Source organism: Pseudomonas sp. (genome assembly GCF_030683065.1).
Taxonomy (GTDB): domain Bacteria; phylum Pseudomonadota; class Gammaproteobacteria; order Pseudomonadales; family Pseudomonadaceae; genus Aquipseudomonas.
Window position 1 is genome coordinate 26,646 of the sequence record NZ_JAUXMX010000030.1, and the last position, 12,994, is coordinate 39,639.

Below are 12,994 nucleotides of genomic sequence, written 5' to 3' on the forward strand. Positions count from 1 at the left end.
TGCGCCTTGGTGACAGCACTCTTCAATTCGCTCACGCGCTCAGCACCTTGCCCAGCGCCTCAAGGAAACGCTCATTCTCTTCCGCCAAACCGATAGAGACACGCAGGTAGGTCGGCATACCGTAGTTGGCCACCGGCCGCACGATCACGCCTTCGCGCAACAGTGCCTGATACAGCGGCATCGACTCGCGCCCGAGATCAACGGCAATGAAGTTGCCCCTGGAAGGAATCCAGCTCAACCCGAGCGCGCGGAAACCCGCTTCCAATTGCAGCATGCCGGCAGCGTTGACCCGCCGACTTTGCGCCAGGTATTCGGCATCATCAAACGCCGCACAGGCGGCCGCCAAAGCCAGGCTATTGACGTTAAAGGGCTGACGCACTCGATTGAGTACATCGGCGACCTGCGCCGAGCTGATGGCGTAACCGACACGCAACGCCGCCAGGCCATAGGCCTTGGAAAAAGTCCGCGAGACCAGCAGATTCTCATAGCGGGCCAGATAATCGAGACCATCCGGCAGATCAAGACCGTCGGCATACTCGATGTAAGCCTCGTCGAGCACCACCAGTACATTGCCCGGTACACGGACGAGAAAATCGCTTAACGCCTGCGGACTGAACCAGGTGCCGGTCGGGTTATTCGGGTTGGCAATAAACACCACACGGGTGTTGCTGTCGATGGCCGCAAGCATGGCATCCAGGTCATGACCGAAGTCCTTGGCCGGTACCACCTTGCCTAACGCACCGACTGCCTGAGTGGCGATCGGGTAGACGGCGAACGCATGCTCGCTAAACACCGCATTGAGACCGGGCGCCAGATAGGCCCGCGCCACCAGCTCTAGAATGTCGTTGGAACCGTTACCCAGGGTGACCTGGCTGGGTTGCACACCGCAGCGCTCGGCCAACAGACTTTTCAGGGCGAAGCCATTGCCATCGGGATAACGAGTCAGCTCGGCCAGCTCGCTGCGAATCGCCTGCAACGCTTTAGGGCTGGGGCCCAGCGGGTTTTCGTTGCTGGCCAGCTTAACGATGGTGGCTGGATCCAGATCCAGCTCGCGCGCCAGCTCATCTACCGGCTTGCCCGGCACATAGGGCGACAATTGCTGCACCCCTGGCTGAGCCAGGGCAAGGAAATCGGTCATGACATAAGCCTCAAGCTAAAAGCCGCAAGCCCAAGCACAGCCAGGCGTCGATCCGCGTGAAGCTTGAGGCTTGGCGCTTGCTGCTGCAGTTTTAAAGTACCGCCTTCGGATACGACCCCAATACTTTCAGCGCCACGGCTTCCTGATTGATCTTCTCCAGCACATCCTTGATCAGCGGATCACGGTGATGGCCGACGAAGTCGATAAAGAACACATAGGTCCACTTGCCGCTACGCGAAGGACGGGTTTCGATGCGAGTCAGGTCGATGCCGTTGTTATGGAACGGCACCAGCAGCTCGTGCAGGGCGCCCGGCTTGTTGCGCATGGAGACGATGACCGAGGTCTTATCGTCGCCGGTCGGTGGCACTTCCTGGCTGCCGATGATCAAGAACCGTGTCGAGTTGTCCGGGCGGTCTTCGATTTTTTCCGCCAACTTGGTCAAGCCATACAGGCTGGCGGCCATGTCGCCGGCAATAGCTGCCGAGTTCCACTCGCCCTTGACCCTTTTGGCTGCATCGGCGTTGCTTGAAACCGCCACGCGCTCGACGTTCGGGTAATGCGCATCCAGCCACTTGCGACACTGCGCCAGGGACTGGGCATGGGAATAGATGCGGGTGATCTTGTCGACCTTGGTGGTTTCGCCGACCAGCAGATGGTGGTGGATGCGCAGCTCGACTTCGCCACAGATCACCATATCGTGCTCAAGGAAACTGTCCAGCGTGTGATTGATTGCGCCTTCGGTGGAGTTTTCCACCGGCACCACGCCGAAGTTCACCGAGCCGGCAGCCACCTCGCGGAACACCTCATCGATCGCCGCCATCGGCACACTGATCACCGCATGGCCGAAGTGCTTCATCGCCGCAGCCTGTGAGAACGTGCCCTCAGGCCCGAGATAGGCGACTTTCAGTGGGTTCTCCAGGGCCAGACAGGAGGACATGATCTCGCGAAACAGCCGCGCCATTTCCTCGTTACCCAACGGCCCCTGGTTGCGCTCCATGATGCGTTTCAGCACCTGGGCTTCGCGCTCGGGGCGGTAGAACACCGGCTTCTCGCCGACCGGCAACGAGGCCATCTTGACCCGCGCCACTTCTTCGGCGCAACGCGCACGATCGCTGATCAGCGCGAGGATTTTCTCATCCAGATTGTCGATGCGCAGGCGCAGGGCTTGAAGTTCTTGCTCGGAGACCAGATCCGTCATCAGCCGTGTTCCTTCTCGAATTGCGCCATGTAAGCGACCAGCGCCTCGACGGCATCCAGACCCACGGCGTTATAGATGGAGGCACGCATGCCGCCGACCGAGCGATGGCCCTTCAGATTGAGTAGATTGCGCGCCTCGGCACCGACCAGGAACGGTTTATCCAGACGCTCATCCGCCAGGCGGAAAGGCACGTTCATCCAGGAGCGGGCATTCAGCGCAATCGGATTGCTGTACAGCTCACTGCTGTCGATGGCGCCGTAGAGCAGTTCTTTCTTGGCGCGGTTACGCTGCTCCATGGCTGCGACACCGCCCTGCTCCTTCAACCACTCGAACACCAGCCCGGAGAGGTACCAGGAAAATGTCGCTGGGGTGTTGTACATCGAACCGTTATCAGCAGCGACCTTGTAGTTGAGCATGGTCGGACAGACGCTGCGGGCACGGCCGAGCAGGTCTTCGCGAACGATGGTCACCACCAGGCCGCTAGGGCCGATGTTCTTCTGCGCGCCGGCATAGATCAGGCCGAACTTCGACACGTCGATGGGCCGCGAAAGGATGTCGGAAGACATGTCCGCCACCAGCGGCACGTCGCCGACATCGGGAATCCAGTCGAACTGCAGGCCGCCGATGGTTTCGTTGCTGGCATAGTGCAGGTAGGCGGCGTCTTTCGAGAGTTGCCAGTCGTTCTGCCCAGGAATCGCAAAGTAGTCGTAAGGCTTGGCGCTGGCAGCAACGTTGATGTTGCCGTAGCGACTGGCCTCCTCGATGCTCTTCTTCGACCAGATACCGGTATCGATATAGTCGGCGACACCGTCTTCCGGCAGTAAGTTGAGGGCAATCTCGGCGAACTGCTGGCTGGCACCGCCCTGCAGAAACAGGACTTTATAGTTGGAGGGAATGCCAAGCAGGTCGCGCAGATCCTGTTCGGCCTTTGCCGCAATGGCCATGTAGTCATCGCTGCGGTGACTCATCTCCATCACGGACAGGCCTTTACCCTGCCAGTCGAGGAGTTCCGCCTGGGCGCGCTGCAGAACAGCTTCAGGAAGCGCGGCCGGGCCGGCGCAGAAGTTATAGGCTCGCTTGCTCACGTCTGTCTCTCTCAGTTCACCAACACTGTCGCCCGGGCGACGGTGCGCTTTCATGTAGGGCGTACCCGCCGCAGGCAGTACGCCGTAAAAAAAGGTGTACTGCTTCGCGAGTACACCCTACGCACTGTCGGCCAGTCGTCGAATCCAACGCTGCAATGAGCGAGGCAGAGCCTCGCTCACCCAGATCACTCTTCGCTGACTGGGTTCTCGTCAGCAGCATCCGAGGTCTCGACAACATCGTCGTCCAGCGCCTCATCACCCTCAAGCACTTCGTCACCCTCCTCTTCGGACGGCTCCTGCACACGCTCGAGACCGACCAGTTTTTCATCCTTGGCCAGCTTGATCAGCGTCACGCCCTGGGTATTGCGACCGAGACTGGAGACCTCACCAACCCGGGTACGCACCAGAGTGCCCTGGTCGGAAATCAGCATGATCTCCTCACCATCGAGCACCTGAACAGCACCAACCAGCTTGCCGTTGCGCTCGTTGCTGACCATGGCGATCACACCCTGGCCGCCACGCTTGTACTCGGGGAACTCTTCGATGGCGGTACGCTTGCCGAAACCACGCTCGGAGGCGGTGAGAATCTCACTGCCTTCTTCCGGGATCAGCATAGAAATCAGCTTTTGCCCTTCTGGTAGCCGCATGCCACGCACACCACGCGCCGTACGGCCCATAGCCCGCACGTCGGTTTCCTTGAAGCGAGTGACCTTGCCACCATCGGAGAACAACATGACTTCACGGCCACCATCAGTGATAGCGGCGGAGATCAGGGTATCGCCCTCGTCGAGGCCCAAGGCGATCAAACCAACACTGCGCGGGCGGCTGAACTGGGTCAGCGGGGTTTTCTTCACGGTACCGTTGGCGGTGGCCATGAAAATGAACGGCCCCTTGGCTTCCAGTGCGCCTTCGACATCATCGAGCACGCCGTCGATATCTTCGACTTCGTCCTGCTTGCCTTTAGGGGCAATTTCGACCGGCAACATGGTGGTGATGTACTCACCCTCACTTAGCGGCAGCAGGTTGACCAGCGGACGACCACGGGCTGCGCGCGAAGCTTCCGGAATTTCATAAGTTTTCAGCCAGTACACCTTGCCCTTGCTGGAAAACAGCAGCAGCGTGGTGTGGCTGTTGGCGACCAGCAGGTGTGCGATGTAGTCCTCATCCTTGATACCGGTAGCCGACTTGCCTTTACCGCCGCGACGCTGGGCCTGATAAGCGCTCAACGGCTGCGACTTGGCGTAACCGGTATGGGAAATGGTTACTACACGCTCTTCTTCGGTGATCAGATCACCCAAGGTCAGATCCAGGCGGGCATCGAGAATCTCGGTACGTCGGGCATCGCCAAACTCGGCCTTGATGGCTTCCAGCTCTTCGCGAATCACTTCCATCAGGCGCACGGCGCTGGTGAGGATGCGAATCAGCTCGCCGATCTGGGCAAGAATTTCCTGGTATTCGGCCAGCAGCTTCTCGTGTTCCAGCCCCGTCAGGCGGTGCAGGCGCAATTCCAGAATGGCCTGAGCCTGTTCAGGCGACAGGTAATACTTGCCGTCGCGCAGACCATACTGCGGCTCCAAGGCTTCCGGACGGCAGGAGTCGGCACCGGCGCGCTCGACCATGGCTTCCACCGCAGTGGACTCCCAGGCGGTTGCAATCAACGCTTCCTTGGCTTCTGCAGGCGACTGCGAGGCCTTGATCAGCGCAATTACCGGGTCGATGTTAGACAGTGCTACTGCCTGACCTTCGAGGATGTGTCCACGCTCACGCGCCTTGCGCAGCTCGAACACGGTGCGCCGGGTGACCACTTCACGGCGGTGCAGGACAAACGCTTCGAGCATGTCCTTGAGGTTGAGGACTTTCGGCTGGCCGTCGATCAGGGCCACGACGTTGATGCCGAATACGCTCTGCATCTGGGTCTGGGCGTAAAGATTATTGAGCACTACTTCCGGCACTTCGCCGCGACGCAGCTCGATGACGATGCGCATGCCATCCTTGTCGGACTCATCGCGCAGCTCGGTGATGCCTTCGAGCTTCTTGTCTTTAACCAGCTCGGCGATCTTCTCGATCAGGCGCGCCTTGTTCAGCTGATACGGCAGTTCGCTGACGATAATCTGCTGACGACCACCGACCTTGTCGATGTCTTCGATAATCGCCCGGGCACGCATGTAGATGCGTCCGCGACCGGTACGGTAGGCTTCGATGATACCGGCACGACCATTGATGATCGCCGCGGTCGGGAAATCCGGACCGGGGATGTACTGCATCAGCTCATCGACGGTCAGATCGCCATTGTCGATCAGCGCCAGGCAGCCGTTGATCACTTCCGTGAGGTTGTGCGGCGGACTGTTGGTGGCCATGCCCACAGCGATACCGCTGGAGCCGTTGACCAGCAGGTTGGGAACCCTTGTCGGCATGACCGCCGGGATCATCTCGGTGCCGTCGTAGTTCGGCACCCAGTCGACGGTTTCCTTGTGCAGGTCAGCCAGCAGCTCGTGAGCCAGCTTGGTCATGCGCACTTCGGTGTAACGCATGGCGGCTGCGTTATCGCCGTCCACCGAACCGAAGTTGCCCTGACCGTCGACCAGCAGGTAGCGCAAAGAGAATGGCTGAGCCATGCGGACGATGGTGTCGTAGACCGCGGTATCACCATGCGGGTGATACTTACCGATCACGTCACCGACCACACGGGCGGACTTCTTGTATGCCTTGTTCCAGTCGTTACCCAACTCACTCATTGCAAAGAGCACACGACGGTGCACGGGCTTCAAGCCGTCGCGCGCATCCGGCAGGGCACGCCCGACGATTACGCTCATCGCGTAGTCGAGGTAGGACTGCTTCAGTTCGTCTTCGATATTGACCGGGAGGATTTCTTTGGCCAGTTCGCCCATGAGTAGCCTGGTTCCTTTTTCTGGTGATACCCCGCGCCATTCATCCCGAACGAGGCGAAGCGTGCCGCGCGGCCCTAGGCCAGCAGCGACTCACGACAAATCAATGAGTTATGCCACGTATCTGCGCAGTTAAGGCGACTGTTGCCAGTGCCCCTGAAAACGGTCGGATATTACCACAACCGGCGCGCCGCACCTATCCCCAGCCAGCCACCGCAACAACAGCCACTGGCCACGCGCGACACGCTTAATGCAGACGCTTGCGACACATCAATCTGGTCATTTTCGCCAGATCCGGCCGCTCGACCACACCCTTCTCGGTGATGATGAAGTCGATCAGGTCAGCCGGCGTTACATCAAACACCGGATTGAGCGCATCCACAGCCGCCGCGACCCGCTGCCCATTGAGCTCCAGCAACTCGCTGGCATCTCGCTCTTCAAGAGGAATGTCGTCGCCACTTTCCAGCGCCATATCAATGGTTGAGCTTGGCGCCACCACCATGAAACGCACGCCGTGGTGCATGGCATTGACCGCCAACTGGTAAGTGCCGATCTTGTTCGCCACATCGCCATTGGCGGCAATTCGGTCGGCGCCGACAATGACCCAGGTAATACCGCGAGTCTTCATCAGGTGCGCGGCGGCCGAATCGACATTCAGGCTGACCGGAATGCCTTCACCCGCCAATTCCCAGGCGGTCAGGCGCGAGCCCTGCAGCCAAGGACGGGTTTCGTCGACATAGACACGCTCAACCAAGTCTTCCAGATAGGCGGCGCGTATCACCCCCAATGCCGTACCGAAGCCGCCAGTGGCCAAGGCACCAGCATTGCAGTGGGTCAGCAGGTTCTGCTGACTGCCCTGATGCTTGCGAATCAGGTCGACACCCAGCTGCGCCATGGTCAGATTGGCTTCACGATCGCTCAGATGGATACCCAGCGCCTCGCCCTCCAGCAGCGCAAGCGGGTCGTCACCGTCCTTAATACGCGCCAAACGTTCGCGCATACGATTGAGCGCCCAGAACAGATTAACCGCGGTCGGTCGCGAGTCGCTCAGCACTTGAAAATCAACCTCCAGGGCCGCCCGCCAGTCACCACCCGCAGCCACTCGCGCGCGCGCGCCGAGCACCACTCCATAGGCAGCACTGATGCCGATAGCCGGCGCACCGCGCACCACCATCAAGCGAATCGCCTCGGCGACAGCTGCGGCAGAATGGCAGGCATGCCAGGTTTCCTCGAACGGCAACACACGCTGATCGAGCAGATACAGAGCACCATCGCGCCAATCAATGGCCTGAACCTTCTCTGCCGCTAGCAATTGCTCGCGCATGACTCACCCCACCCCCGGAAAAGCCGAACATTATACCCAGAGAATCAGACTGCACGTTGCCAGCGAATCGGTGCCACCACCTGTCCTGGCAGCGCTTACTCCCCGACTGAAACGCATGGCGCAGCGCTGCACCGCTTCAAGCGCACGACGAACCCCTATAAACTCAGCCTCATCAGATACCCGCAGGAAGTCCCCGGCATGCCCGAAACCCCTCTCGACCTTCTCCTACTCCCAACCTGGCTGGTGCCGGTCGAGCCAGCAGGCGTGGTGCTGCACGAGCATGGTCTGGGCATCCGCAACGGACGCATCGCACTGATCGCCCCGCGCGCCGAAGCACTCAAGCACCAGGCACTGGAAGTGCGCGAACTGCCCGGCCGACTGCTCACGCCAGGACTGATCAACGCCCACGGCCATGCTGCCATGAGCCTGTTCCGCGGCATGGCCGACGAGCTGCCACTAAACGACTGGCTGCAGCAGCATATCTGGCCCGCTGAGGCCAAGTGGGTTGATGAGCAGTTCATCATTGACGGCACCGAACTGGCTATCGCCGAGCAGCTCAAGGGCGGCATCACCTGCTTCTCGGACATGTACTTCTTTCCCGAAGTGGCCAGCGAGATGGTGCACAAGAGCGGCATTCGCGCGCAGATCACCATCCCCGTACTGGATTTCCCCATACCTGGGGCGCGCGATGCCGACGAAGCGCTGCGTAAAGGGCTGGCACTGTTTGACGACCTCAAGCATCACCCGCGCCTGAGCGTCGCCTTCGGCCCCCACGCCCCTTACACGGTGAGCGATGACAAGCTGGAAAACATCCGCATGTTCGCCGAGGAACTGGATGCAGGCATTCACATGCACGTGCATGAGACCGCCTTCGAGGTGCAGCAGAGCCTGCAACAGCATGGCGAACGACCGCTGGCGCGGCTGGCACGCCTCGGCCTGCTCGGCCCGCGCTTCCAGGCCGTGCACATGACCCAGATCGACGACGAGGACCTGGCTCTGCTGGTGACCAGCAACAGCAGCGTCATCCATTGCCCAGAGTCCAACCTCAAGTTGGCCTGCGGCTTCTGCCCAGTAGAAAAACTCTGGCAAGCCGGGATAAATGTAGCCATCGGCACCGACGGCGCCGCCAGCAATAATGACCTGGACCTGCTCAGCGAAACCCGCACAGCAGCCTTGCTGGCAAAAGCCGTGGCCGGCTCGGCCAGTGCCCTGGACGCACACCGCGCGCTACGCATGGCAACCCTTAACGGCGCGCGCGCCTTGGGCCTGGAAAATCAGATCGGCTCGCTGGAGCTTGGCAAAGCCGCCGACCTGGTGACATTCGACCTGACCGGCCTGGCCCAACAACCGATTTACGACCCTGTTTCGCAGCTGATCTATACCAGCAACCGCAGCTGTGTCGAAGACGTATGGGTCGGCGGCAAGCACCTGCTTGATGCAGGGCAACTGACGCGCATGGACGAACAACGGATTATCGCCAACGCTCGCACCTGGGGCGCAAAGATCGCCCAGCGCTAGCATGCAAAACAGGCAGCCCGAGGGGCTTGCAGGAGGCGCTTTAGCCGCAATGAGCCGGCACCTCATTTGGCCAGTCGCGGCCAAAGCCCCTCTCACCGACACCGACCAACACAGACTAGTGCGACAAACTGACATACATTGATTGGTCAGCAGGCACCCACCCCACAACGTGAAACTGGCACCATAAGCATTAACAGCGTCAGGCTTCCCGCCGCCAGTTCTATTCAGGGAACATTATGAGCAACGTCGACCACGCCGAAATCGCCAAATTCGAAGCCCTGGCCCACCGCTGGTGGGACCGCGAAAGCGAATTCAAACCCTTGCATGACATCAATCCGCTGCGGGTCAACTGGATCGAAGAGCGCGTCAGCCTTGCTGGCAAGAAAGTGCTCGACATCGGCTGCGGCGGCGGAATCCTCAGTGAAGCCATGGCCCAGCGTGGCGCCGAGGTAACCGGCATCGACATGGGCGAAGCCCCCCTGGCCGTGGCCCAACTGCACCAACTGGAATCCGGCGTCACGGTCGAGTACCGGCAGATCACCGCCGAAGCCCTGGCCCTTGAGATGCCAGAGCAATTCGACGTGGTCACCTGCCTGGAAATGCTCGAACACGTCCCGGACCCAGCCTCGGTGATCCGTGCCTGCCATACGCTGGTCAAACCCGGCGGTCAGGTGTTCTTTTCCACCATCAACCGCAACCCCAAGGCTTACCTGTTTGCGGTGATCGGCGCGGAATACCTGCTGCGCTTGCTGCCACGCGGCACCCACGATTTCAAGAAATTCATCCGCCCCTCAGAGCTGGGGGCCTGGAGCCGCGACACCGGCCTGCAAGTCAAAGACATCATTGGCCTGACTTACAACCCGCTGACCAAGCGCTACAAGCTGCAAGCGGATGTCGACGTCAACTACATGATCCAGACGCTCAAGGAGGCCTGATGCGCCTGCGCGCAGTTCTTTTCGACATGGATGGCACGCTGCTCGACAGTGCCCCGGACTTTATTGCCATCTGCCAGGCGATGCGTGCCGAGCGCGGCTTGGCGACCGTGAATGACAAGCTGATTCGCGATCAGATTTCCGGCGGCGCCCGCGCCATGGTTGCCGCGAGCTTTGCCATGGACCCGCTGGACGAGCAATTCGAGGCGTTGCGCCTGGAGTTTCTCGAGCGCTATCAGGATCACTGCGCGGTACTGACGCGGCCATTCGACGGCATCAATCAACTGCTCGCCGATATCGAGCAGGCCAAACTGATCTGGGGCGTGGTGACCAACAAGCCTCTGCGCTTCGCCGAACCGATCATGCAGCAACTGGGCCTGGCCGAACGCTCTGCGCTGCTGATCTGCCCGGATCATGTGACCAGAAGCAAACCTGACCCAGAGCCAATGATCCTTGCCTGCAGCCAACTAGGCCTGGACCCGGCCAGCGTGCTGTTCGTCGGCGACGACCTGCGTGACATCGAATCGGGACGCGCCGCCGGCACCAGAACCGCAGCAGTCACCTACGGCTATATTCACCCCGAAGACAACCCGAGAAACTGGGGCGCCGACGTGGTGGTTGACCACCCGCTGGAGCTGCGCGCAGTGCTTGAACGAGCGCTCTGTAGCTGCTGAACGCAATACAAATGCAGTACAAATGCAGTACAGGATACCGCTGGATACAACCTGCGCGCGCAACCCCAGGCTTCGCGCAGCGCAGCCAGCGTGCTCCAACCCACCCACATCAAAATACAGCCGCGCAACTTGTAGCTTATGGCTTGAAGCTTGCCGCTCGCTAAAGGAGTCCCCATGTTCCAATACTCTGCCCGCCCTGACTTGCTCAAGGATCGGGTGATCCTGGTCACCGGTGCCGGCCGCGGAATTGGCGCTGCCGCCGCACAGGCCTTTGCCGCCCACGGGGCGACCGTGCTGCTGCTGGGCAAGACCGAAGCAAACCTGAGCCGAGTCTACGACGCCATCGAGGCAGCCGGACACCCGCAGCCAGCTGTAATCCCGTTCAACCTGGAAACCGCCCTGGCGCACCAGTACGACGAACTGGCGGCGATGATCGAGAGTGAATTCGGCAAACTTGATGGCCTACTACACAACGCCTCGATTGTCGGCCCGCGCACACCACTGGAACAGCTCTCCGGCGACAACTTCATGCGCGTGATGCAAGTCAACGTCAACGCCACCTTCATGCTCACCAGCACCCTTCTGCCGCTGCTGAAACTCTCCAGCGACGCCTCAGTGGTATTCACCTCGAGCAGCGTGGGACGCAAAGGCCGCGCCTACTGGGGCGCTTATGCGGTCTCCAAGTTTGCCACCGAAGGCTTGATGCAAGTGTTGGCCGACGAGGTCGACGGCGTGGCGCCGGTACGCGCCAACAGCGTCAACCCGGGCGCAACCCGCACGGATATGCGCGCCCAGGCTTATCCGGGGGAAAACCCGGTAAACAATCCGCTACCCGAGGCGATATTGCCGGTTTATCTGTACCTGATGGGCCCCGACAGCAGCGGCGTCAATGGTCAGGCATTCGACGCCCAGTAACGACCTCAGCAACCGATTTGACCGGCAGAAAAATGGCGGCGCACGCACAAATCGGCAACAACTTGCCGCCCTGCCAGGTAAGGCAATTGCTAATACTGGCCATTGGCCGCGCAAGAACCCGCGCAAGCTACTGATTTGAAATATTTTTCATATCCGCTGAACCCTCTGGCACGAAATTCGCTCTATAGCCAGTGTTGCCGCATAAACGCGCCAGAGGCTCAGCACTTATGATTACCCCCAGCCAGACCAACACCATCGACTTTGATGCAGCCAAGCTCCAACGCTTGGGCTTTTCTGGCAATCGCGCGCCATCCTTACGCCCGGCCAGCCTGGCACAACTGCGCCAGCAGCTCAGCATGCAATTACAGACCAGCCTGGATGCCGAACGCATTCTCAAGCTGTTCTTCACCACCGTGCAAAGCCTGGTGCCACTCAATGCCCTAACCTATCAGCAGCCAACAGCTGACTTGCGTCTGGAGCTAGGGGAGCGCGCGAGCCACTCTGCCGGCTATCGCCTCAGCCATGAGGGCGAATACCTCGGCGAGCTGATTTTCCGCCGCCAACAGCGTTTTAGCGACGAGGAGCTCGGCCAGCTGGAATCACTGCTAGCCAGCCTGCTGTTCCCGCTGCGCAATGCGCTGCTCTACCGCGCGGCAATCCAGAGCGCACTGCGTGACCCGCTGACCAATACCGGCAACCGCATTGCCATGGACCAGATTCTGCAGCGCGAAATTGATCTGGCGCGACGCAACCAGCAACCGCTCTCGCTACTGATGCTCGACCTCGACCACTTCAAGCAGATCAACGACAACCACGGCCACAGCATCGGCGATGAAGTATTGATCGATGTTGCCGCCACCCTGAAAAGCCAGCTACGCAACATCGACATGGTGTTTCGCTACGGCGGCGAAGAGTTTCTCGTACTGCTCTCGGGGACCTGCCGCGAAGCAGCCGCCATGGTTGGCGAGCGCCTGCGTCGTTCCGTCCAAGACCTGCAATGCCTGGCCCAAGGCAAACCAATAGAGGTGTCCATCAGCCTCGGCTGCGCGAGCCTGCTCGCAGGCGAATCTGCGGAAAGCCTGTTGCGCCGTGCCGATAGCGCACTCTATGTAGCCAAACGTGACGGGCGCAATCGCCTGAGCATGGCCGGCTAAAAAGAGTCTATGGCCCCGTTAGGCGTTGCAGGCAATGGGTCGCGTTGAGCAATCAGGTAGTCGCCTGTCACGCTGGGCTTCAGCGTCCAACGTGCCCAGCCAACCTCGGCTTATCTTCTCGCAACCGAGTACATAGCTAAAAATTCCATAAAAAAAGGGACTCGATCGAGT

General features: G+C 60.2%; 10 protein-coding genes. 5 read left to right on the forward strand and 5 right to left on the reverse strand.

The features are described from left to right. Nucleotides 1–31: 31 nt before the first annotated feature. From hisC to mtnA, 5 genes are all read right to left on the reverse strand, one after another. On the reverse strand, nucleotides 32–1,138 hold the full coding sequence (gene hisC / locus Q8K09_RS07925; protein ID WP_305254430.1) for a histidinol-phosphate transaminase: 1,107 nt from the start codon (nucleotides 1,136–1,138) through the stop codon (nucleotides 32–34). 91 nt (nucleotides 1,139–1,229) lie between these two features. Then, nucleotides 1,230–2,336, reverse strand: a complete 1,107-nt coding sequence (gene pheA, locus Q8K09_RS07930; RefSeq protein ID WP_370869495.1) for a prephenate dehydratase — start codon at nucleotides 2,334–2,336, stop codon at nucleotides 1,230–1,232. Beyond that, complete coding sequence (gene serC / locus Q8K09_RS07935) at nucleotides 2,336–3,421, reverse strand: 3-phosphoserine/phosphohydroxythreonine transaminase (RefSeq protein WP_305254431.1); 1,086 nt, start codon at nucleotides 3,419–3,421, stop codon at nucleotides 2,336–2,338. Before serC ends, pheA begins: the two co-directional genes overlap by 1 nt. Before the next feature lie 185 nt (nucleotides 3,422–3,606). Beyond that, nucleotides 3,607–6,309 carry a DNA gyrase subunit A gene (gene gyrA / locus Q8K09_RS07940; RefSeq protein WP_305254432.1) on the reverse strand — a complete coding sequence of 901 codons (2,703 nt, stop codon included), beginning with the start codon at nucleotides 6,307–6,309 and terminating at the stop codon, nucleotides 3,607–3,609. A gap of 244 nt (nucleotides 6,310–6,553) precedes the next feature. Further along, nucleotides 6,554–7,630, reverse strand: coding sequence for an S-methyl-5-thioribose-1-phosphate isomerase (mtnA, locus tag Q8K09_RS07945; protein WP_305254433.1), 1,077 nt, complete (start codon nucleotides 7,628–7,630; stop codon nucleotides 6,554–6,556). A 198-nt stretch (nucleotides 7,631–7,828) separates the two neighbouring features. Between mtnA and Q8K09_RS07950 the strand changes: the two genes are divergently transcribed. The 5 genes from Q8K09_RS07950 (at nucleotide 7,829) to Q8K09_RS07970 (ending at nucleotide 12,823) form a co-directional block, all read left to right on the forward strand. Next, nucleotides 7,829–9,148 carry a TRZ/ATZ family hydrolase gene (locus Q8K09_RS07950; RefSeq protein WP_305254434.1) on the forward strand — a complete coding sequence of 440 codons (1,320 nt, stop codon included), beginning with the start codon at nucleotides 7,829–7,831 and terminating at the stop codon, nucleotides 9,146–9,148. 236 nt (nucleotides 9,149–9,384) lie between these two features. Further along, on the forward strand, nucleotides 9,385–10,083 hold the full coding sequence (gene ubiG, locus Q8K09_RS07955; RefSeq protein ID WP_305254435.1) for a bifunctional 2-polyprenyl-6-hydroxyphenol methylase/3-demethylubiquinol 3-O-methyltransferase UbiG: 699 nt from the start codon (nucleotides 9,385–9,387) through the stop codon (nucleotides 10,081–10,083). Continuing rightward, the gene (gene mupP, locus Q8K09_RS07960) at nucleotides 10,083–10,754 is read left to right on the forward strand and encodes an N-acetylmuramic acid 6-phosphate phosphatase MupP (protein WP_305254436.1); all 672 of its coding nucleotides are present in this window, start codon (nucleotides 10,083–10,085) and stop codon (nucleotides 10,752–10,754) included. Before ubiG ends, mupP begins: the two co-directional genes overlap by 1 nt. Nucleotides 10,755–10,928: 174 nt before the next feature. Further along, entirely contained in the window at nucleotides 10,929–11,669 is a 741-nt protein-coding gene (locus Q8K09_RS07965; RefSeq protein WP_305254437.1) for a YciK family oxidoreductase, read from the forward strand. 227 nt (nucleotides 11,670–11,896) lie between these two features. After that, entirely contained in the window at nucleotides 11,897–12,823 is a 927-nt protein-coding gene (locus tag Q8K09_RS07970; RefSeq protein ID WP_305254438.1) for a GGDEF domain-containing protein, read from the forward strand. Nucleotides 12,824–12,994 lie beyond the last annotated feature (171 nt).

Bases quoted from the DNA above. Each gene is read 5' to 3' on its own strand.
- Q8K09_RS07965 (WP_305254437.1), top strand. From the start codon at position 10,929: ATGTTCCAATACTCTGCCCGCCCTGACTTGCTCAAGGATCGGGTGATC.
- mupP (WP_305254436.1), top strand. From the start codon at position 10,083: ATGCGCCTGCGCGCAGTTCTTTTCGACATGGATGGCACGCTGCTCGAC.
- hisC (WP_305254430.1), bottom strand. From the start codon at position 1,138: ATGACCGATTTCCTTGCCCTGGCTCAGCCAGGGGTGCAGCAATTGTCG.
- Q8K09_RS07970 (WP_305254438.1), top strand. From the start codon at position 11,897: ATGATTACCCCCAGCCAGACCAACACCATCGACTTTGATGCAGCCAAG.
- pheA (WP_370869495.1), bottom strand. From the start codon at position 2,336: ATGACGGATCTGGTCTCCGAGCAAGAACTTCAAGCCCTGCGCCTGCGC.
- mtnA (WP_305254433.1), bottom strand. From the start codon at position 7,630: ATGCGCGAGCAATTGCTAGCGGCAGAGAAGGTTCAGGCCATTGATTGG.
- Q8K09_RS07950 (WP_305254434.1), top strand. From the start codon at position 7,829: ATGCCCGAAACCCCTCTCGACCTTCTCCTACTCCCAACCTGGCTGGTG.
- gyrA (WP_305254432.1), bottom strand. From the start codon at position 6,309: ATGGGCGAACTGGCCAAAGAAATCCTCCCGGTCAATATCGAAGACGAA.
- ubiG (WP_305254435.1), top strand. From the start codon at position 9,385: ATGAGCAACGTCGACCACGCCGAAATCGCCAAATTCGAAGCCCTGGCC.